This window comes from Ruegeria sp. YTSC002, from assembly GCF_059609845.1.
Genome location: NZ_JBXWML010000001.1, coordinates 585,007 through 606,878 on the forward strand (window position 1 = coordinate 585,007; position 21,872 = coordinate 606,878).

General features: G+C 59.5%; 18 protein-coding genes. 12 read left to right on the forward strand and 6 right to left on the reverse strand.

The window, feature by feature from the left end; all coding sequences use genetic code 11:
* Positions 1-105 precede the first annotated feature (105 nt).
* The gene (locus AC2FFD_RS02925) at positions 106-885 is read left to right on the forward strand and encodes a gamma-glutamyl-gamma-aminobutyrate hydrolase family protein (protein ID WP_496871861.1); all 780 of its coding nucleotides are present in this window, start codon (positions 106-108) and stop codon (positions 883-885) included.
* Positions 886-931: 46 nt separating this feature from the next.
* On the opposite strand, the gene AC2FFD_RS02930 is transcribed toward AC2FFD_RS02925, so the two are convergent.
* The gene (locus tag AC2FFD_RS02930) at positions 932-3,172 is read right to left on the reverse strand and encodes a xanthine dehydrogenase family protein molybdopterin-binding subunit (protein WP_496871863.1); all 2,241 of its coding nucleotides are present in this window, start codon (positions 3,170-3,172) and stop codon (positions 932-934) included.
* A 3-nt stretch (positions 3,173-3,175) separates the two neighbouring features.
* Complete coding sequence (locus AC2FFD_RS02935; protein ID WP_496871864.1) at positions 3,176-3,640, reverse strand: (2Fe-2S)-binding protein; 465 nt, start codon at positions 3,638-3,640, stop codon at positions 3,176-3,178.
* 99 nt (positions 3,641-3,739) lie between these two features.
* Between AC2FFD_RS02935 and AC2FFD_RS02940 the strand changes: the two genes are divergently transcribed.
* Positions 3,740-4,318, forward strand: a complete 579-nt coding sequence (locus AC2FFD_RS02940) for a TetR/AcrR family transcriptional regulator (RefSeq protein ID WP_170343746.1) — start codon at positions 3,740-3,742, stop codon at positions 4,316-4,318.
* Here AC2FFD_RS02940 and kynU read toward each other — a convergent pair.
* Positions 4,311-5,504, reverse strand: a complete 1,194-nt coding sequence (kynU, locus tag AC2FFD_RS02945; protein WP_496871865.1) for a kynureninase — start codon at positions 5,502-5,504, stop codon at positions 4,311-4,313. The two genes, AC2FFD_RS02940 and kynU, sit on opposite strands and share 8 nt — an antisense overlap.
* Before the next feature lie 174 nt (positions 5,505-5,678).
* Here kynU and AC2FFD_RS02950 point away from each other — a divergent pair, with 174 nt between their 5' ends.
* The 6 genes from AC2FFD_RS02950 (at position 5,679) to AC2FFD_RS02975 (ending at position 12,411) form a co-directional block, all read left to right on the forward strand.
* Positions 5,679-6,128, forward strand: a complete 450-nt coding sequence (locus AC2FFD_RS02950; RefSeq protein ID WP_170343748.1) for a methyltransferase family protein — start codon at positions 5,679-5,681, stop codon at positions 6,126-6,128.
* A 129-nt stretch (positions 6,129-6,257) separates the two neighbouring features.
* Entirely contained in the window at positions 6,258-7,829 is a 1,572-nt protein-coding gene (locus tag AC2FFD_RS02955) for a Re/Si-specific NAD(P)(+) transhydrogenase subunit alpha (RefSeq protein WP_496871866.1), read from the forward strand.
* Between the two features lie 13 nt (positions 7,830-7,842).
* Entirely contained in the window at positions 7,843-9,297 is a 1,455-nt protein-coding gene (locus tag AC2FFD_RS02960; RefSeq protein WP_152458621.1) for an NAD(P)(+) transhydrogenase (Re/Si-specific) subunit beta, read from the forward strand.
* A 161-nt stretch (positions 9,298-9,458) separates the two neighbouring features.
* A complete protein-coding gene (locus tag AC2FFD_RS02965) occupies positions 9,459-9,815 on the forward strand; it encodes a VOC family protein (RefSeq protein WP_480683935.1) in 357 nt (118 codons plus the stop codon).
* Positions 9,816-9,922: 107 nt separating this feature from the next.
* Positions 9,923-11,200: a DUF3422 family protein gene (locus AC2FFD_RS02970; protein ID WP_480683936.1), complete on the forward strand. Its 1,278-nt coding sequence runs from the start codon at positions 9,923-9,925 to the stop codon at positions 11,198-11,200.
* Positions 11,201-11,268: 68 nt separating this feature from the next.
* Positions 11,269-12,411 carry an MFS transporter gene (locus AC2FFD_RS02975; protein ID WP_170343752.1) on the forward strand — a complete coding sequence of 381 codons (1,143 nt, stop codon included), beginning with the start codon at positions 11,269-11,271 and terminating at the stop codon, positions 12,409-12,411.
* Position 12,412: 1 nt separating this feature from the next.
* Here the strand turns inward: AC2FFD_RS02975 and AC2FFD_RS02980 are convergent, their stop codons facing one another.
* The 3 genes from AC2FFD_RS02980 to AC2FFD_RS02990 form a co-directional block, all read right to left on the reverse strand.
* Positions 12,413-13,393, reverse strand: coding sequence for an ABC transporter permease (locus AC2FFD_RS02980; protein WP_425078581.1), 981 nt, complete (start codon positions 13,391-13,393; stop codon positions 12,413-12,415).
* Complete coding sequence (locus AC2FFD_RS02985) at positions 13,386-14,393, reverse strand: ABC transporter permease (RefSeq protein WP_170343754.1); 1,008 nt, start codon at positions 14,391-14,393, stop codon at positions 13,386-13,388. The genes AC2FFD_RS02980 and AC2FFD_RS02985 overlap by 8 nt, the downstream gene beginning before the upstream one ends.
* Positions 14,394-14,487: 94 nt before the next feature.
* Positions 14,488-16,194, reverse strand: a complete 1,707-nt coding sequence (locus AC2FFD_RS02990; protein ID WP_480683939.1) for a peptide ABC transporter substrate-binding protein — start codon at positions 16,192-16,194, stop codon at positions 14,488-14,490.
* 285 nt (positions 16,195-16,479) lie between these two features.
* Here AC2FFD_RS02990 and AC2FFD_RS02995 point away from each other — a divergent pair, with 285 nt between their 5' ends.
* The 4 genes from AC2FFD_RS02995 to AC2FFD_RS03010 are packed head-to-tail and all read left to right on the forward strand — an operon-like array spanning position 16,480 to position 21,861.
* Positions 16,480-18,300: an ABC transporter ATP-binding protein gene (locus AC2FFD_RS02995; protein ID WP_170343756.1), complete on the forward strand. Its 1,821-nt coding sequence runs from the start codon at positions 16,480-16,482 to the stop codon at positions 18,298-18,300.
* A gap of 5 nt (positions 18,301-18,305) precedes the next feature.
* Positions 18,306-19,475: an acetylornithine deacetylase gene (gene argE, locus AC2FFD_RS03000; RefSeq protein ID WP_480683942.1), complete on the forward strand. Its 1,170-nt coding sequence runs from the start codon at positions 18,306-18,308 to the stop codon at positions 19,473-19,475.
* Positions 19,476-19,515: 40 nt separating this feature from the next.
* Positions 19,516-20,682, forward strand: coding sequence for a M20 aminoacylase family protein (locus AC2FFD_RS03005; protein WP_496871869.1), 1,167 nt, complete (start codon positions 19,516-19,518; stop codon positions 20,680-20,682).
* Positions 20,683-20,697: 15 nt separating this feature from the next.
* Positions 20,698-21,861, forward strand: coding sequence for a M20 aminoacylase family protein (locus tag AC2FFD_RS03010; RefSeq protein WP_496871871.1), 1,164 nt, complete (start codon positions 20,698-20,700; stop codon positions 21,859-21,861).
* Positions 21,862-21,872: the final 11 nt, after the last annotated feature.

Here is a 21,872-nt window from a genome sequence, read left to right on the forward strand (position 1 = left end):
TCTTCGAACACGTCCCTGCGCTTTCATGCAGGGCGTGTATTCTTGCACGTTTAAACCGCTGCCGCTAGCTTCCTTGACAGGCACAACAACAGCAGGGAAAGCGGAATGTTTCGGCCTGTCGTCGGTATCATCGGCAACTCGTATCTCATGAACGACCAATACCCCACACATGCTGGGGGAACGATGAATTCGGATGCCGTGGCCAACGTGTCAGGATGTCTTCCTTTGTTGATACCCGCAGATCCGCGTTACGTTTCGGTAGATGAGTTGCTGAAGGTCTGTGACGGCTTTCTGCTGACGGGCGGTCGCCCGAACGTGCACCCGGAAGAATACGGGGAACCTGCAACCGATGCACATGGCGAATTCGACCGGGCTCGAGACGCCATAACTCTGCCGCTGGTTCGCGCCTGCGTAGAAAGGGGGCAGCCGTTTTTGGGCATCTGCCGGGGGTTTCAGGAAGTCAACGTTGCCATGGGCGGAACGCTTTATCCCGAGATACGCGATCTGCCGGGGCGGATGAACCACCGGATGCCACCCGATGGAACTCTGGAAGAAAAGTTTGCTCTGCGTCATGTGGTGACACTGGAAAACGGCGGCGTTTTCCACAAGCTGTTCGGCGCAACCGAGGTCATGACCAACACCTTGCACGGTCAGGGCATCAAAACGATTGGGCAGCGCGTTGTCATTGACGGCCATGCACCGGACGGGACGCCCGAGGCGATCTATATCAAGGATGCGCCCGGCTTTACCCTGTCGGTTCAATGGCATCCGGAATGGGACGCGATCAATGACCCGGTCTCGCGCCCCCTGTTCGAAGCCTTCGGCGATGCGGTGCGTGGATGGGCCGCCGGAACGGTTCATCAGGCAGTTCAAAAATCTGCCTGAATTACACCGGCCCGACGAGGGGAAAAATCGGGCCGGTGCCGTGCGATCAGACCAGCAGGTTGAACTGATTGATCAGCGGAAGGGAACGTGCGCGCTTGCCCGTCAGGTCGAAAAGCGCATTGCCGAGCGCCGGCATCGAAGGCGGTGTTCCGGGTTCGCCCGCACCGCCCATATGCCGATTGGTTTCCAGCACGCGCACCTCGACCTGCGGGGCTGTGTGCATCCGCATCGCGTCATAGTCGGGGAAGTTGAACTGCTCGACTTCGCCGTCCGCAAAGGTGATCTCGCCGAAACATGCGGCGGACAGGCCGTACATCATGCCGCCGAACATCTGCGCCTTGACGTTTTCCGGGTCCAGCGCCAGCCCCATGTCGCAGGCAATCCAGGCCTTGCTGATGCGGATGGCGCCGTCTTCGTCTACCACTTCGATGACCTGAGCCACCGGGGTGCCGAAACTGTATGTGAAGGCCACGCCCCGGCCGACGCCTTCGGGCGTCTGACCCGTCCAGCCTGACATTTCCTTCACGGCTTCCAGACATCCCGCCGACGGCGCATGTTCGGTCTTCATCAGGTCCAGCCGGAACTCCAGCGGGTCACGGCCTGCGGCATGGGCCATCTCATCCATGAATGTCTCATGAAAAAAGCCGTTATGGCTGTTGCCGACCGAGCGCCAGAACCCCACCGGGACAGCCAAATCGGCAATGTGGCCGCTCATGCGGTAATTCGGTACCGCGTAGGGCTGGTTGAAGAAACCTTCGACCAGCACTTTGTCGGGTCCGCCGCCGGGGAACCCGGTGTAGCGCTCGACCGCCTGTTGGGTCGGAGATTGCGCCGCGACCTTGCCGTCAATGACCACGGCCTTGCCGTCCTGAACCGCGCCGCGCATCCGGGCGATGGCGCCGGGGCGGAAATAGTCGTGGCGCATGTCCTCTTCACGGCTCCAGGTTGTCTGAACCGGCGTGCCGGGCATGGCCATGGCAACCTTGGTGGCGATTTCGCCGAAATCCAGTTCGCCCCGGCGCCCAAACCCGCCACCCAGATAGGTGGTGTGGATTTGGACGGCTTCGGTTTCCAGACCGGCGGTGTTGGCGACGCGGAACTGGATCAGGGTCGGGGCCTGGTTGCCGCACCACAGTTCCAACGCATTTCCCGTATAGAGCGCGGTGGCATTCATTGGCTCCATCGTTGCATGGGCCAGATAAGGCACGCGATATTCGGCGGTGATTTCCGTTGCGTTTTCCGGGCTTGCGCTGACATCGCCGTCGTCGCGCATGGTCGAGTTCGGTGCGTCGTCAAACGCCTCGGCGATCCTGGCAAAGATGCCCTCGGTATCCGGCGGGTAAGGCGCGTCGCCCCAATCGACGTCAATGGCCTCGACTGCCTGATTGGCCAACCATGTGTTGCTTGCGATCACGGCTACGCCTGTGCCCAGATCGACGATCTTCTCAACCCCGGGCATGGTTCTTGCGGCGCTGTCGTCAAAGCCGTTCATCGCGCCGCCCAGTTTGGGATTCATTCGGACGCTGGCGAACTTCATACCGGGCAGGCGGACATCGACGCCGAATTCAGCAGTGCCCGTCGCCTTGCCCACCATGTCGAGACGCGGTTGGCTTTGGCCCAGATAGCGCCATTCAGACGGGTCTCGCAACGGCACCTCAACGGGTTCCAGCCCGGCGGCATCCTCGGCAAGCATTGAATAGGCGATCTTGTCGCCGTTGGGGGCAATGACATGGCCCGACGCCGTTTTCAGATCCGAGGGGTCGACACCCAACCGGTTTGCGGCAGCGCGTTTGAGTGTTTCACGGGCCGACGCACCGGCTTGCCGCATCCGGTCGAACCCATCTTTCATCGAGGTCGAGCCACCCGTGACTTGCAGGCTGAGCGTTTTGCCCAGTACCCCCAGTGCCTCGCCCAGATTGTGCTGGAAATTCGAGATATCGTACCCTTTGTTCGGCAACCCTTCGCCCACAAGGGCCGAGTTGTAATAGGCCGCCGCAGCGGGACCATGCAGAACGGTGATCTGATCCAGATCGACATCCAGTTCCTCGGCGATCAGCGCGGCCCATGTGGTTCGGACGCCCTGGCCCATTTCCGCGCGGGGCGCAAACAAGGTGACGCCATTCCGGTCAATCAGCACAAACGGGTTCAGTGCCGCCTCGCCTTCACCGGGCTTCAAGGGGTTGGCTGCGGGGCGGGTAACGTAATAGGTGCCAAAGGCCACGCCGCCAACGATCGCGGCAGAGCCGATCAGGAACGTACGGCGGAGGATTTTTCCAACGGAAGCCATTGCTTACGCCTCCTTCAGCTTGGATGCCGCGTCATGGATTGCTGCGCGGATAAGGGGATAGGTGCCGCAGCGGCACAGGTTGCCCTGCATCGCTTCGTCGATGTCTGCGTCAGTGGGGTCCGGGTTTTCCGCCAGCAATGCAGCGGCCTGCATGATCTGGCCCGACTGGCAGTATCCGCACTGCGCGACCTGATGTTCGATCCAGGCCTGTTGGATCGTGGCCAGCGCGTCCGGTGAGCCGAGCCCTTCGATCGTGGTCACGTCACCCCAGACATCCGACAGCGCCACCTGGCACGAGCGCACGGCCTCACCATCGATGTGCACGGTGCAGGCCCCGCATGCGGCCACGCCGCAGCCGAACTTGGTGCCGGTCAGGCCGACCTCATCCCGCAGAGCCCAAAGCAGGGGGACGTCATCTGGCAAGTCCACCTGGTATTGCTTGCCGTTGATCTTCAAGGTCGTCGCCATGGCGCACCTCTTGTTGCTGTGGCTGGTTTCTGACATAATTGCGTAAAAGTGTCAGGGTGTCAATTGACAAATTGGACAAAAAATGTCAGGGCTTCGGATATGAAAGACAATGGTGACGGCTCACGGCAACAGGCGATCCTGAACTCGGCGTTTCAGGCGTTTTCCACTTATGGATACCGAAAGACCTCGATGGACGACATCGCGCGCGGCGCGGGGATGTCCCGGCCGGCGGTGTATCTGCATTACAAGAACAAAGAGGCGATCGTCAGCAAACTGACCGAGCTGTATTATGCCGAAAAGAGCGTTGCGGTGGCCGAAGCGCTGGCCACCCAGGGTTCGGTGCCCGAGGTTCTGAGCCGCGCGATTCAGGCGCAGACCGAGGGGATGGCAAAAATTCTGGCCTCGCCCCACGGGCTTGAGATACTCGACAACACAAAGTCCCTGTCTGCGGAAATCATCGCGGCGGGCGAGGCCAAGCTGGCCGCGCTCTATGCGGACTGGCTGGTGCAACAGGAAAAGGCGGGCCGGGTTCGCCTGCTGGCTGACGCGGCAGAGACCGGTCGGACGATCACGGCCACGCTCAAGGGGCTGAAGCTGATTGGTGCCGGCGCCGAGGTCTATGAACGGCAGGTCGCACAGGTCGCAGCCCTTTTCGGCGCCGGACTCGAAGTCAGGTAACGCGCTGACGGATCTTGTATTCGGGCGCGTCCCACAGGCGGTTCTGCATGATATCGGCCATAATCCCGACGGCGCGTTCAACATCGCCTTCGTCGATATACAAAGGTGTAAAGCCGAACCGCATGATGTCGGGTGCACGAAAATCTCCGATCACGCCGCGGGCGATCAGGGCCTGCATGGCGGCATAGCCTTCCTTGAAACGGAACGAGATCTGACTGCCACGCTGCTGCGGATCACGGGGGCTGGCCAGTTGCAGATCCGGGCAGGTTGCCTCGACGCGTTCTATGAAAAGCTCGGTCAGTTCAACAGATTTGGCGCGGACGTCGGTCATGTCCGCCAAATCCCAGATGTCCATGGCGGCCGACAAGGCCGTCATCTGGATGATGGGCGGCGTTCCCACCCGCATCCGCTCAATGCCGCTGCCGGGGCGGTAGTCGAGATCGAAGGCAAAGGGTGCTTTGTGCCCCAGCCAACCGGACAGGGCAGGGCGTGTATTGTCTGCCAATCTGGGTGCGACATAGATGAAGGCCGGTGCGCCGGGTCCCCCGTTGAGGTATTTGTACGTACACCCGACCGCGAAATCGGCGTTGCATCCTGAAAGGTCTACGGGGATGGCCCCTGCGGAATGGGCCAGATCCCATACCGTCACTACGCCGGCGGCATGCGCCAGTTCGGTCAGCGCCCTCATGTCGTGCATCCGGCCCGAGCGGTAATCCACCTCGGTCAGCATAAGAACGGCGACCTCTTCGGTGATTGCGTCGGCCACGGCTTCGGGATCGACAATCCGCAATTCGTAGTCGTCGCCGAGTGACCGCAACAGGCCATCCGCCATGTACAGGTCCGAAGGAAAGTTGCCGTTATCCGACAGAACCACTTTGCGATCCGGATTCAGTTCAAGGGCCGAGGCCAGGGCCTGATAGACCTTGATCGACAAGGTGTCGCCGGTCACCACGCTGCCGGGCTCTGCTCCGATCAGGCGGCCAATCCGGTCACCAAGCCCGGTGGGCAGGCCCATCCAACCTGCCTTGTTCCATCCGGTGATCAGCATCTGGCCCCATTCTTCGGTCAGCATCCTTTGTACTCGCGCGCCTGCCGATTTCGGCAGCGGGCCCAGAGAATTGCCATCCAGATAAATGACGCCCTCGGGCAGGTCGAACATGGCTTTGGTTGCTGCAAAATCAGTCATGAGGGCTCGCTAACTTGTGTGAACGTCGGTGATTGCTTTTGAGGTAGTCGATCCTCAAATGTGAGTCCATGCGATGCGACATACTGGTCTTTTGCCATTTTGACCCAAAAGCGGTAGGACATCGCTCAGATGCGACATGTACTCGATCTTGTCGTCACTCAATGAGGGCTCTGCATGCGCTGGATAGACGTGCCGCCGGTTTGGCTGATTGCTTTTGCTGCGCTTGCCTGGTTGCAGGGCAAGTATCTGAAATTCGGCCTGTCGCTTGAGGGCGGTTTGACGGACCTACTGAGCGGGCTGTTGATCGGAGGTGGAATCCTGATAGCTGTCCTGGCGGTGGTCGAATTCCGCCGCCACAAGACAACTGTTGTTCCGCATGAAACACCATCGTCGATGGTGCAATCCGGCATCTACAAGCGCAGTCGCAATCCGATCTATGTGGGCGACGTTCTGATCCTTGCAGGTCTTATTCTTCGTTTTGACGCCGTATTGTCTCTGGTTCTTGTGCCAGTCTTCGTCTGGGTGTTGGAGCGTCGGTTCATCCTGCCGGAAGAAGATCGCCTGCGTCGAACCTTTCGCGCCGACTTCGCGCGTTATGAACGCAAGACACGGCGCTGGATCTAGGGTGAATTCTGCAATGACATCACGTCAGGAATGCTGCGCTTGCGAAATAATGTTGCGCAGGATACATCTTTGCTTAACAAAGAATACCGATCACCCGCTCAGACAGATTAAGAATTAGGGGGACTGCCAGTGAAGATAGGCACGCCAAAGGAAATATTGGACGGCGAAAACCGGGTCGCGATGACTCCGGATTCGGCCGTGCAACTGCAAAAACTGGGCTATGAGTGCCTGATCGAAAAAGGCGCAGGTGCTGCTGCCGGTTTTTCGGACGCGGCGTATGAGGCTGTGGGCGTTGAGGTTGTCAAGACCGCAGCGTCGCTGTGGAAGACCGCAGATATCATCGCCAAGGTTCGTATCCCGACCGAGACTGAGCTGAAACGTCTGACCAAGGGCAAGACGTTGATTTCCTTCTTCAATCCTGCCGGAAACGAAGAAGGAATGGAACTTGCCAAGTCCAAGGGCGCAAACGTGATCGCCATGGAAATGGTGCCGCGTATTTCACGCGCGCAAAAGATGGACGCATTGTCGTCGATGGCCAATATTGCCGGCTATCGCGCGGTGATCGAAGCCGGCAACAACTTTGGCCGTTTCTTCACCGGTCAGGTGACTGCGGCAGGTAAAGTGCCGCCTGCAAAGGTTCTGATCGTCGGGGCCGGTGTTGCCGGACTTGCCGCGATCGGGACGTCGACCTCGCTGGGTGCAATCACCTACGCGTTCGACGTGCGCCCCGAGGTGGCCGAGCAGGTCGAATCGATGGGGGCGGAGTTCGTCTATCTGGATTTCGAAGAAGAACAGCAGGATGGAGCGGCCACCGGTGGGTATGCGTCGGTCCAGTCAGAAGAGTTCCGCAATGCGCAGTTGGCCAAGTTCCGCGAACTGGCCCCGGAAATGGACATCGTCATCACCACGGCCCTGATCCCCAACCGCCCGGCGCCAAAGCTGTGGCTGGAAGATATGGTCAAGGCAATGAAGCCGGGCTCGGTCATCGTTGATCTTGCGGCAGAGCGCGGCGGGAACGTCGAAGGTACCGTGCCGGACGAAAAGGTCGTGACGCCCAATGGCGTGACCATCATCGGCTATACCGACTTCCCCAGCCGGATGGCGGCGCAGTCTTCGTCTTTGTACGCCACCAACATTCGTCACATGATGACGGACCTGACACCCAACAAGGACGGCCAGATCAATCACGACATGGAAGATGACGTGATTCGTGGCGCGACCGTGACCTATGAGGGTGAGATCACCTTCCCGCCGCCGCCACCCAAGGTGCAGGCGATCGCGGCGCAGAAGAAGCCCGAGGTCAAGGAACTGACCCCGGAAGAAAAGAAGGCGCAGGAGATTTCGGCCTTCAAAGCGCAGACCAAACAGCAGTTCACCCTGCTGGGTGTTGGTGGCGCGCTCATGCTGCTGGTGGGGCTGATCGCTCCGGCCAGTTTCATGCAGCACTTCATCGTCTTCGTACTGGCCATCTTTGTGGGCTTCCAGGTGATCTGGAACGTCGCGCACAGCCTGCACACTCCGCTGATGGCGATCACCAACGCGATCTCGTCGATCATCATCGTCGGGGCTTTGATGCAGATCGGATCGGGGTCGTTCCTGGTCATTCTGCTGGCGGCACTGTCCGTCTTCATGGCCGGGATCAATATCTTCGGCGGTTTCCTCGTAACCCGGCGCATGCTCGCCATGTTCCAGAAATCTTAAGGAGGCCGGGCACATGGATTATGGCTTCACCACTGCCGCCTATGTTGTTGCGGCTGTCCTTTTCATCCTTTCGCTCGGCGGTCTGTCGAACCAGGAAAGTGCCAAGCGCGCGGTCTGGTATGGCATCGTCGGCATGGCGCTGGCGGTTTTCGCCACGCTGGTCGGCCCGGGTTCGGGCCTGTGGTTGCTGTCACTGCTGCTGATCGCGGGCGGTGGTTTCATCGGCCAGTATGTTGCACAGCGCGTGCAGATGACCGAGATGCCGCAGCTTGTTGCGGCGATGCACTCGCTGGTCGGTCTTGCGGCCGTGTTCGTCGGTTTCAACGCGCATTTCGAGATCGGCAACGTGGCGCAGGTCATGGCCATTGCTGACAGCGCCAGCCAGGCGGACCTGTCCGATCTGGGGTCTTTTGCCAAGCTGATTGCCAAGAAAACTCCGGCTGAGCTGGCTATTCTGCACGTGGAACTGTTCCTGGGCATCTTCATCGGTGCGATCACCTTTACCGGGTCGGTCGTCGCCTATGGCAAGCTGGCGGGCAAGGTGACCTCGGCAGCGACAAAGCTGCCCGGTGGCCACGCACTGAATGCGGCGGCGGCGGGTCTCTCGCTGATCTGCCTGATCTGGTACACTTCGACAGGGGGCCTGTTCCCGCTGATCCTGATGACGCTGGCGGCGCTGTTCATCGGCTATCACCTGATCATGGGCATCGGAGGCGCCGACATGCCGGTGGTTGTGTCGATGCTGAACAGCTACTCGGGTTGGGCAGCTGCGGCGATCGGTTTTTCGCTGGGCAACGACCTGCTGATCGTGGTTGGTGCGCTGGTGGGCTCGTCGGGTGCGATCCTGTCCTACATCATGTGCAAGGCGATGAACCGCCACTTTGTCAGCGTGATCCTGGGCGGCTTTGGCGGACCTCAGGGTGAACAGATGGCCGTTGAAGGCGAGCAGATCGCTATCGAGGCCGACGGTGTGGCCGCGGCCCTGAACGACGCGGACAGCGTGATCATCATCCCGGGCTATGGCATGGCCGTGGCACAGGCGCAGCAATCGGTTTCCGAACTGGTGCGCAAGCTGCGGGCCAAGGGCAAGAATGTTCGTTTCGCTATTCACCCCGTTGCGGGCCGCTTGCCGGGCCATATGAACGTTTTGCTGGCCGAAGCGAAGGTGCCGTATGATATCGTTCTGGAAATGGATGAGATCAACGATGACTTTCCGGACACCGATGTGGCCATCGTCATCGGTTCGAACGACATCGTGAACCCTGCGGCGCAGGAAGACCCCAACAGCCCCATCGCCGGCATGCCGGTTCTGGAATGCTGGAAAGCCAAGCAGGTGTTCGTCTCGAAACGTGGTCAGGGCACCGGGTACTCGGGTATCGAGAATCCTTTGTTCTTCAAAGAGAACACCCGGATGTTCTACGGCGACGCCAAAGAGTCACTGGACAAGCTGCTGCCGATGATCGATTGATCGTCGCGTTGGATCAGATTGCAAAGGGCGCCTTTGGGCGCCCTTTTCTTTGTGAATGTGCATGGGGGCGTTGCCCCCAAACCCCCAGGATATTTCCAGCCAGATGAAGCAGGCGGAGTGTGGTAGTCTGGGGTGCCGACAAAGATGGCAGGAGGTCGAAGATGGAGAAGGTGAACGGTATCGGCGGTGTGTTCTTTCGCGCCCGCGACCCAAAGGCGTTGAGCGCCTGGTATGAGAAGCACTTGGGCGTCAATCACTATGACCCCGTGCCCTGGAAGCAGCGTGAAGGCTATACGGTCTTTGCGCCATTCGCTGAGGACACCGAGTATTTCGGACGGGCCGATCAGCAGTGGATGATCAATTTTCGTGTCGATGATCTGGCCGCGCTGACGGCGCAGCTTGAGCAGGCTGGAATCACGGTGGAAACCAATCCTGACTGGGACAGCGAAGTTGGAAAATTTGCCCGCATCCTTGATCCCGAAGGCAACCCCATCGAGCTGTGGCAGCCAAATCAATGAGATAGCGGTGTTGTATACCGTTGTATCCTTGTAAGTGTATGAAATAAAAAGAGAATTGATGTATCGCCCATGTGGCGTATAGTGCGCGTGACGAGGCGGAGCCCTGAATGACACCGATAGATGACCATCCCCTTCGCTATGCGCTGGCCAATGAATTGCATGCTCGACCGTTTCCGGTCGCGTCAATGCCCTGTACTGTGGTCTTTCTGGCGATCAAGAAACCAGAGGCTGCGGTCGCTCGTGATCGTCGTGAGGATTTGGCTCATTTGATCGACCTGCTGGACCGCCACGGCGCGCAGCATCCTCAACCTGATGCAACACATTACGCGGGTCAGATTGGTCGCCACTGGTTGAAGTGGGAGCAGCATACCGAATTCGTGACCTACACCGCGATCGCTCAGAACGTGAGTGATCGCGCGTTCAACCCGGCCGACTTTGAAGTCTTTCCGCCTGATTGGCTGATGGCCAGCCCGGGGCAAAGGGTAACGTCGGCGATGGTGCGCGTCGTTGAACGCGAAAGTGACGATGTGGTAAAGTCAAGGCTGCTGGATTGGTTCGAGCCGGAAAGCCTGGCCGTGGCCAGAGTATTGGACGATGCCGCCATTTGCGCCAGTGACTTTCGTATCGATCCGGCAGGTCATATGCGCTTTGCCTTGTTCGTGGCCGAGGGCACCGGACGGCGCCGGACGGGACGCATTATTCAGCGCCTGTGCGAAATCGAAACGTACAAGGCGATGTCGATGCTGGGTTTCGCGCGCGTCAAGCAACTGATGCCGCGCATCGGGGAACTGGATGGGCAACTCACCCGGTTGATGGGGCAGATGACCGACAACTCGGCGCAACCTGACGTGCTGTTGCAGGATTTGCTGGCAACGTCGATCGAGCTCGAAACACTGTCGGCCCGATGTTCTTTCCGGTTCGGTGCCACCGGGGCGTATGAGGCCATCGTCAACCAGCGGATCGAAGTGTTGCGAGAAGAACGTTTCGAAGGCGGACAGAATTTCGCCGATTTCATGATGCGCCGCTATGACCCTGCAATCCGCACTGTGAAATCCACGGAACGCCGCCTTCAGGCCTTGTCGGATCGGGCGATCCGTGCCGGTGAGTTGCTGCGGACAAGGGTGGATGTGGAACGCAGCGCACAAAACCAGGCGTTGCTGGAAAGCATGGACCGTCGGGCCGATCTGGCATTGCGGTTGCAACACACGGTCGAGGGGCTTTCCGTGGTTGCCATCAGCTATTATGCGGTTTCGCTGGTCAGCTATCTTTTGTATCCGTTGACGGCCTCTGGCATCAGCAAGGGCATGCTGACGGCGGCGGTTACGATCCCGGTTGTCGTCGCGGTGTGGTACGCGGTCCGACGCATCCGCAAACGGCTCGGTTGAGCGGCAATTGCCAGGTTTCGTCTGGCCTGTAGAACACGGGCACTTGGCACGCAGAGCGAGGGAGTCATATGATAAGCGTAGTTGCAGCATGGCGCGCTGTCGCTGCCATGTTCATTCTGAATGGCGCCCTGTTCGGAATCTGGGCGTCACGCATTCCCGCCATACGTGACAGGTTGGAACTGTCCCATGAGGCACTGGGATTCGGCCTTTTGTTCATGGCGGCGGGGGCTGTCTGCTCTTTCCCGATAACCGGGCGGCTGACGGATCGTTTCGGTGCTGTTGCAATCACCCGGATCATTGCAGTTCTGTACACTGGGTCGCTGATCTTGCTTGCCCTGGCTGATGGGCTTTGGGGGTTGGCAGTGTTCCTGTTTGTCTTTGGCGCCTTCCACGGATCGATGGATGTTGCGATGAATGCATGGGCCGCCGAGGTAGAGCAGGCATATGACAAACCCGTAATGTCCTCGTTCCACGCAATGTGGAGCCTTGGCGCCGGTCTTGGCGCGCTCAGCGGGTATGTTGCGGTTCAGATGGGGCTGACGGTTCTTGTGCATTTCCTGCTGGCGGGCGGCGTGGTTGTTGGCCTTGCGCTTGCGTCATCCTGGGTAAGCTGGAGCTCGCGCCGATCCAAAGGGCCTCAGGGTACGGTTTTCGCCTTGCCATCCGGCGCGCTGATACTGGTTGGCATAGCCGCCTTGTGCGGAGCATTGGGCGAAGGGGCCGTCGCGGACTGGAGCGCGATATATCTGCGTGACATCACGGGGGCGACCGAAAGCGTCGCTGCCCTGGGCTATGCGGTATTTTCAGTGACCATGGTGGCGTTTCGACTTGCCGGTGCCGTTGTTATCACCCGGTTCGGCCCGGTTGTTACGGCCCGGTTCGGCGGTATTTGCGCCGCGTTTGGTGTTTTTACGGTGGTTTCTGCGGCGACGCCTTTGACAGCGTTGCTTGGGTTTGCCTTGATGGGAATTGGCTATGCCGTGATCATGCCGCTGGCATTCAGCCGGGCGGCCAGCGATCCGAACGTGCCACCGGGGCAAGCCATCGCAAGTGTAGCGACATTGGGGTATGGGGGGCTGTTGATCGGTCCGCCGTTGATCGGTCTTCTGGCGGAGTTGTTCGGCCTGCGTCTGGCTTTTGCCGTACTGCTGCCATTGGCCGTTCTGATCGTGCTGTTGGCCGGCGCGCTGAAGCGCGCCGGCTCGGTTTAGTTCAACGACCGCGGATGCGCGGATCCAGCGCGTCGCGCAGACCGTCACCCAGATAGTTGACGCTGAGAACGGTCAGCGAGATTGCCAGACCCGGCCAGAACACACGCTCGGGGTATTGCTGTAGATAATCGACACCGTCGAACAGCAAGCGACCCCATGTCGGGAAGTCGGGCGGAAAGCCCAGACCCAGGAACGACAACGCGCTTTCGGTGATGATGGCCGTGGCAATGCCCAGCGTCGCCGATACCATGATCGGAGACAACACGTTCGGCAGGATATGCCGCGTGATGATCTGAGTGTTGCTGGTGCCGATGGACCGGGCTGCCAATACGAATTCACGCTCTTTGATGGCCAGTACGTCACCCCGTACGATCCGCGCCGTGGGCATCCACGAGGTGATGCCGATGGCGCAGACGATCAGGATAAAGATCCCGCGCTCCAGCCCGAACGCGGCCGACAGGGGCTCGCGGAACAGCAGCATCATGACCAGCAACAAGGGCAGCAGAGGCAGGGCCAGAAACAGGTCTGTCAGACGCATGAGCGGACCATCCAGCCGTTTGAAGAACCCGGCCAGAACGCCGATGAACGATCCCAGAAACAGTGCCAGCAGCATCGCGGTGATGCCCACCGATACCGAGGTCTGACCGCCCGACATCATGCGGGCCAGAATATCCCGGCCCAGTTGGTCGGTGCCGAACGGGTGCGCCCAGCTTGGCCCCTGATTGCGGGCCCGGATATCGATCTGCGTCGGATCAATGCTCCAGAGATAGGGGCCCAGATACACGCCCGCTACGATGAAGATGAACAGGATCGCCCCGATCATTGCGCCCTTGTGCGTCTTGAACTGATCCCACACATCGCGCCATTGGCTGCGTGGCGGGGTCGTGAGTTCCTCCATCACATCAGCGGTTGGCAGCGCGGTGGATGCCGGGGCCAGACCTTCGTCGGGGATCAGCGTGTCTGATTTGTCGTGATCAGTCATAGCGAATCCTCGGGTCCAGAATGCCATACAGGACGTCGGCGATCAGGTTGAACAGCACGATCAGCACGGCAAAGATGAAGGTCAGGGTTTGCACCATCGGCAGGTCATTGGCCTGGATGGCCCCGATCAGCAACTGACCGATACCATTCACCTTGAAAACCTGCTCGGTGATGATGGCGCCGCCGAAGATGGCCGGGATACCCAGTGCAATGACCGTGACCACCGGGATCATCGAGTTCCTCAGGACGTGGACCATGACCACGGTGTATTCGCTGAGCCCCTTGGCGCGGGCGGTGCGGACGTAATCCTGGTTGAGATTGTCCAGCATCGAGGCGCGCATGAATCGGCTGAGCTGCGCAGTGATCTGCAACGCCAGCACCATGACCGGCATGATCATCTGCTTTAGCTGCACGACGAAGCTGTCCCAGCTGTTGACCACATGCGTGGTGTCATAGATCGACGGGAACCAGCCCAGTTGGACCGAGAAAATCACGATCACCAGAACGCCCGAGAAAAACGGAGGGACCGAGAAGCCGACCATCGACACGAAGGTGCCCATCTGGTCGAACCAGGAATACTGACGATAGGCCGAATAGATGCCGATGGGCAGGGCGATCAGGATGGCGACCACATAGGCGGTGCCGACAACCCACAGAGTCTGCGGGATACGCTGAACAACGATGTCCATGACGGGCGAGCGGGTCTGCCAGGATATCACGCGCAGGTCGCCTTCGGAAAAGGTTGTACCGAACATCGAGTCGATCAGGACCTGCGGTTCGATCCAGAAGAACTGCACGATCCACTTCCAGAACCGGATATGCATCGGCTGGCCAAGGCCAAGCGCCTCGCGCATCTTTTCCTTGACTTCGGGGGGAACGGTGAGCGGAACCTGCGCCATCGGATCGCCGGGTGCGAGTTCGAGGAGCAGGAAGATGACGAGGCTGATGAACAGCAGCGTTGGAACGGCCAGCACCAGTCGTCTGATTGTGAAATTAAGCATTAAGAGGCGCCTTTATATGCGTCTTCTTGTTGGGGTGGGATGCAAATGACCGCGCCCCGATAACGATCGGGGCGCGGTTTTGCAAGGTCAGTGCTTAGGAACCGGTCTTGCGGTACCAGTCCGCAATGTTCCACAGCTCGCTGTCCCAAACGTTCAGGACAACGCCACCCAGGGTGTTTGCGTGCGCCGACAGACGACCACGGTGAACCAGCGGGATCATGCCACCGTTTTCAACCATGATGTCGTTCAGCTTTTTCGCGATCTCGGCACGTTGCTCAAGACCCGCGGTTTCAGCCAGCTGAGCGTGCAGCTTGTCGAACTCTTCGTTGCAGAAGCGGCTGATGTTCTCGCCCTGCCACTGCGTCTCGGGGCGCGGTGCCTTGTCGCACAGGCCGTTGCCCAGATAGGATTGCGGGTCGGTGCCGTTGAAGGTGTTGGCGTACATTTCAACGTCGGCATAGAACTTCTGGAACGTATCGGGCGAGCCCGGGTCACCACCGAAAAAGACCGATGCGTTGATGTTGCGCAGTTCGGTTTCAATGCCGATCTGGCTCCACCATTCCTTGATCAGCGCCTGGAAGTCCTGGCGGACGGCGTTGGTCGAGGTCTGATAGACGATCTTCAGCGGAACGCCGTCCTTCTCGCGGACGCCGTCGCCATCGGTGTCGACGATGCCGGCATCATCCAGCAGTTTCTTGGCGCCTTCGATATCTTGCGTGTCGCAGGTCATCGAGGTCGAGTTGAATGCGGCAGGGGCCGGAACCCAGTTGCAGGTCACTTTACCAGCCTGACCATAGCCGATTTCCACCAGCAGCGGACGGTCGATGGCCATCGACATGGCTTTGTAAACGGCCGGATCCTTCAGGAACGGGTGCGGGTGCTTGGCCGTCGAACGCTCGCCTTCCGGCAGCTCGGGCGACGGGTTGGTCTGGTTCAGCATGATGCGCTCGACCAGCGGGCCGAAGCCTGCAACCGGCGTACCTTTGCCGCCTTCCTGCATCTGTGCGATCACTTCCGGAGCCAGTTGCAGGTTCCAGGCATAATCAAACTCACCGGTTTCCATGACGGCACGACCAGCAGCTGTCGCGTCACCGCCGCCTTTGAAGGTCACGGTCGCAAAGGCCGGTTTGTTCGGGTCACGATAATTGTCGTTGGCCTTGAATGTAATCACGTCGTTCGGTTTGAACTCGGTGACGACAAAGGGGCCGGTGCCGATGGGGTTGAAGTTCTGGTCGGTGCATTCAGGTGCTTTCGCACCAAGGCAATCGGCGAACTGTGCGGCCTGAATGATCGGGCTTTCACCGCCGACGAACGGACCATAGGGGAAGGGGGTCGGTGCGTCGAAAGTGACTTTGACGGTCAGGTCATCAACAGCCTCGACCGAGGTGACGCCTTCGAACTTGGTCACCTGCGCGCAGCCACCTTCCGGGTGCATGCAGTAATCGGCGGTGAACTTCACGTCAGCAGCGGTGAACGGAGTGCCGTCCGACCATTTGATTCCCGGCGCGATTTTCCATGTGATCGACGTCAGATCTTCGCTGACACCGCCATTTTCCACGGTCGGGATTTCAGACGCCAGATATGGCACCATGTTGCCGTCCTGGTCGTAGCGGGCAAGCGGCTCGATCACCAGCGAGGCTGATTCCACGTCTTTCGTGCCGCCGGACAGGAACGGGTTCAGGATCGACGGGGCCTGCCAATAGATGATGCTGACATTGCCGTCCGAACCGCGCTCGGCAAAGGCCATCGGGGCCATTGCCGTGCTTGCGATCGCACCTAGCAAAAGGGTTTTGATTTTCATAAGTCACTCCCGAATTGGACACGTTCGTGTCTCGATTATCTCCGCAAGGCCTGCGGGTTTGGCGTTGCCGCTTCGGGGTAAGGTTTTGATCATTCGTGATAATAGCGCTAACGGTTTCCGTCGGCGCTGCCTCCCCAAGGCGGTTACGTTGGGTATCGAAACAGAACTTGAGAAAAATGCAAGTGGTGCCGTCGCGAAAATGTGTAATGGGTTTGACTTTTCCCGGTGGCCCGCCGTAGCGTTCGGCATTCAGAACAAGAACAACGTCGTCAAGGGAGCGCGCACGTGCTGGATCAGCCTATTGCTCAAATCAAAAAACTGCGGGTGGAGTTTCAGACAAAGGACGGTCCCGTTGTTGGTGTTGAGGACGTCTCGTTCGAGGTCAAGCCAGGCGAAACCGTTTGTATCGTTGGCGAATCGGGCTCGGGGAAGTCGGTTTCATCGTTGTCCTTGATGCGCCTGGTCGAGTTCGGTGGCGGCGAAATCGCGGGCGGCGAACTGCTGTTTGATCGTCGCGATGGCGAAAAAATGGACCTGGCCAAGGCCGATCAGGATCTGATGAAGCAGATTCGCGGCAACGAGATCGGGATGATCTTTCAAGAGCCGATGACCGCGCTGAACCCCGTTTTCACCGTGGGTCGCCAGTTGACCGAAGGTCTGCGTATCCACAAGGACATGACGAAAGCGCAGGCAGAAGCGCGGGCGCTGGAATTGTTGCGCCAGGTTCGCATACCTGAACCTGAGCGGCGTCTGAAACAATATCCTCACGAGTTGTCGGGCGGGATGCGCCAACGCGTCGTCATTGCGATGGCGATGGCCTGCGAGCCGCGCCTGTTGATCGCCGACGAACCCACCACAGCGCTGGACGTGACCATTCAGGCCGAGATCCTGGCCTTGATGGACCGCCTCAAGCGGGAAACCGGAACTGCGGTGATGTTCATCACCCACGATATGGCCGTGGTTGCACAGATGGCTGACCGTGTGGTTGTCATGTACCGCGGCAACAAGGTCGAAGAAGGCACCGTCAAGGAAATCTTTGAGAACCCGCAGCACGACTATACCAAGGCGTTGCTGGCCGCAGTGCCGAAACTGGGCGAGATGCAGGGGAAATCTGCGCCCGAGCCGATGAAGCTGCTGGGGGTCGAAGGGCAGAATATTGCACCAATTCCGGGTACGGAAGAGGTTCTGCTGACCGTCAAGAACCTGACGACCCGGTTCCCGGTCAAGGGCGGGCTTTTGCGGCGCACGATCTCGAACGTTCATGCGGTCGAGGATGTCTCGTTCACACTGAACAAAGGTCAGACGCTCAGCCTTGTCGGCGAATCCGGGTGCGGCAAGTCTTCGGCTGGGCGCTCGATCCTGCGGCTGGTTGAGCCTCTGGCGGGCGAGATTGATCTGGACGGTGTCGACATCATGAAGCTTGACCCATCTGGTTTGCGCAAGGCCCGGCTGGACATGCAGATGATTTTCCAGGACCCGTTCGCATCGCTGAACCCGCAGATGCAGCTGGTCGATCAGGTGGCCGAGCCGATGCGCAACTATGGCGTGGCGTCGGGATCCGAGCTTCAGGACCGCGTGGCACAATTGTTCGACAAGGTGCAATTGCCGCGCAGCTTCATGCGTCGGTTCCCGCATGAAATGTCGGGCGGTCAGAGGCAACGGATTGCCATCGCGCGGGCTCTGGCCCTGAACCCCAAGCTGATCATCGCGGATGAGGCGGTCTCGGCCCTCGACGTGTCGGTGCAGGCCCAGGTTTTGAACCTGATGATGGAATTGCAGTCCGAACTGGGCCTGTCTTATCTGTTCATCAGTCACGATATGGCCGTGGTTGAAAGGGTCAGCCATTATGTCGGGGTCATGTATCTGGGTCGTATTGTCGAACTTGGGCCCCGGGCGCGGGTGTTCGAGAACCCGCAGCATCCCTATACACAGGCGCTGATGAAGGCGGTTCCGATCGCGGACCCGAACAAGCGGAAATCGGAAAAGGATCTGAATTTCAAACCGATCCCTTCTCCGATTCATCCCACTGACTACACGCCGGAACCTTCGCAATATCGAGAGGTTGAGGCAGGGCACTTCATCCTGACCACCGACAGCGGGTATTGACCCCAATGGCGAAACGCCTGACGCCGCTTGAGATCATGACAAAGCTGATCTCATTTCCGACCGTAAGCCGCGACACCAATCTGCCGCTGGTGGATTGGGTCGAGGAATATCTGCAAGGTCATGGAATCGCGCCCCATCGGTGGCCGGACCCGGATCAACCGCACAAGGCCGCGATCTTTGCGCATGTGGGTCCACTGGAAGAAGGCGCGGTGGTTTTATCTGGCCACACGGATGTCGTGCCGGTGGACGGTCAGCCGTGGGATACCGATCCTTTCACGGTGACCGAGAAGGACGGCAAATACTTCGGTCGCGGCACCTGCGACATGAAGGGGTTTGACGCCCTGGCGATCTGGGCCCTGGTCGAAGCGCATTACGCTGAAATAAAGCGGCCGCTGCAACTTGCGCTCAGCTTTGACGAAGAGGTCGGATGCACCGGTGCGCCGCCCATGATTGAGGCAATGCAACAGGTTTTGCCCAAGGGATCGGCAGTGATCGTGGGTGAGCCGTCGATGATGCAGGCAGTGACGGGGCACAAGGGCGGGTTCGGCATTGATACACATATTGTCGGGTTCGAAGTGCACAGCTCGATCATGCATACCGGCGTGAATGCGATCATGGCGGCGGCGCCTTTGATCGATTGGGCAAATCATAGAAACGCCGAGAGCATGGCCGCTGAGCCGAGCGAAATCGCGGCTGTTTTTGACCCGCCGTGGACCACCTGTCATGTCGGCATGATCGAAGGCGGGACAGCCCACAACATCACTGCAAAAGACTGCAAGTTCATGATGGATTTCCGCACGGTGCCGGACGAAACGCAGGCTGAATGGCGCGAGGCCTATATCGAACAGGTTCGCCAGGTCGAAGCACGTATGCAGGCCGTTCACGCCGATGCGCGTATCGAACTGTCTGAGCATTTCGCGATCCCGGGGCTGGTGCCTGAACAGGACGGAGAAGCCGAAGCTTTGGTGCGCGCCCTGACCGGGGACAACGCAAGCCACGTCGTCAGCTACGGGACCGAGGCGGGGCAGTTTCAGGAGGCCGGGTATTCAGCCGTGATCTGCGGCCCCGGCGATATCGCGCAGGCGCATCAGCCGAACGAGTTCATATCAATCGCGCAGTTCGATGCGGGGCACAAGTTTATGCAACGACTGGTTGAAAAGCTCGGCGCAGAGTAGCATTCAACACAGCATCAATTGTTCAGAGGAAGGTCTTGAGATGCCTGTCAAAAACAGACTTGCGGAAATGCACGGCGATATTGCCGCGTGGCGCCGCCATCTGCATGCGCATCCTGAATTGATGTATGACGTGCACGAAACCGCTGCTTTCGTTGTCGAGCGCCTCAAGGAGTTTGGTGTTGATGAGATCACTCCGGGAATTGGCAAGACCGGTGTCGTGGCCGTTATCCGGGGGCGGCAGGATACGACCGGGCGCGTGATCGGACTTCGTGCAGATATGGACGCATTGCCGATCGAAGAGGCGACGGGGTTGGATTATGCGTCGACCGTATCGGGCAAGATGCACGCCTGCGGGCATGACGGGCATACCTCGATGCTGCTTGGGGCCGCCCAGTACCTGGCCGAAACGCGAAACTTCGATGGCACCGTGGTTCTGATTTTCCAGCCGGCAGAAGAAGGCGGCGCGGGTGGCTTGGCCATGTGTCAGGACGGCCTGATGGACCGCTGGGGCATTGATGAGGTCTATGGCATGCACAACATGCCGGGCTTGCCGGTGGGCGAATTCGCGATCCGACCCGGCGCATTGCTGGCCTCATCTGATGAATTCGAGATCACGATCACCGGCAAGGGCGGACACGCGGCTGCACCGCATGACGCGGTAGACACCACGCTGGTAGCCTCGCATATCGTTGTGTCGTTGCAATCCGTCGTGTCGCGCAACGTCGATCCGATCAAACGCGTGGTGCTGACTGTGGGCACGTTCGAAACGGACAGCGTCGCGTCGAACGTGATCGCGCATACAGTCCGTTTGCAGGGGACCGTCCGGACACTCGACCCAGAATACCGCGCGATTGCAGAAGAGCGCGTGCGCAGGATCGCCGAGGATACGGCCTCGGCCTTCGGCGCAAAGGCGGATGTCGTCTGGACGCCCGGCTATCCGGTTACGGTCAACTCCGAGGCTGAGACGGCGTACGCTGCCGAGGCGGCCGAGGCCGTGGCGGGCAGGGTCAACGACAGCACTGATCCGATCATGCCCTCGGAAGATTTTGCCTACATGCTTGAAGAACGGCCCGGAGCTTACATCTTTATCGGGAACGGGGACACGGCCATGTGCCATCACCCGGAATACAACTTTGACGACGACGCGATTCCCGCCGGTTGCAGTTGGTTTGCCGAGATTGTGGAACGACGATTGCCGGTCGCATAAATCAGGGAGAGTGCCATGCCGATCAAGAACCGCCTTGCAGAGATGCACGAAGAGATCACAGGCTGGCGGCGTGACATTCACCAACACCCGGAAATTCTGTACGACACGCACCGCACCAGCGCGCTGGTGGCGGAAAAGCTGAAGGAATTCGGCTGTGATGAGGTCGTGACAGGCATCGGTCGCACCGGAGTGGTCGGGGTCATTCGCGGCAAAAGCGACACGCAGGGCCGCGTGATTGGCCTGCGTGCCGACATGGATGCCCTGCCGATGCAGGAACAGACCGGGCTGGACTATGCCTCGAAGACACCTGGCGCGATGCATGCCTGCGGGCATGACGGGCATACCGCCATGGTTTTGGGAGCGGCAAAGTACCTGTCTGAGACGCGCAATTTCGATGGCACTGCAATCGTGATCTTTCAGCCCGCCGAAGAGGGCGGGAATGGTGCCGAGGCCATGTGCAAGGACGGTCTGATGGATCGGTTCGGCATTCAGGAAGTCTATGCGATGCACAACGTACCGGGCCTGCCCACCGGGCAGTTCGCGATCCGTTCGGGCCCATTGCTGGCTGCGGCGGACGAATTTGACATCCATCTTGAAGGGCGCGGAGGTCACGCTGCGAAACCCCATGAGACGGTCGATACGACGGTGATGCTGTCGCAAATGATCGTGGCATTGCAGACGATCGTGTCGCGCAATGCGGATCCGATCCTGCAAGCCGTGCTGTCGGTGACGTCCGTTGAGACGTCTTCGACAGCGTTCAACGTGATCCCGCAATCAGCGCGGATACGCGGCACGGTCCGGACCCATTCCAACCAGATGCGTGATCTGATCGAACAGCGCCTCAAAGAGGTCGCCGAAGGGATTGCTGGAACATTCGGTGGTTCCGTGAACGTCAATTACACGCGTGGCGTTCCGGTGACGATCAACGCTGAAACTCAAACGGGATATGCGGCAGAAGCCGCGGTCTCGGTCGGGGGCAGCTGCATCGAGGCGCCGATGGTCATGGGGGGCGAGGATTTCTCGTTCATGCTGGAAGAACGGCCCGGAGCCTTCATCGTTCTGGGCAACGGTGACAGCGCAGGGTTGCACCACCCTGAATACAACTTCAACGACGAGATCATCCCGATCGGATGCTCGTGGTTTGCAGAAATGGTCGAGCGCCGAATGCCGGCGGCTTGAACTGAATTAGG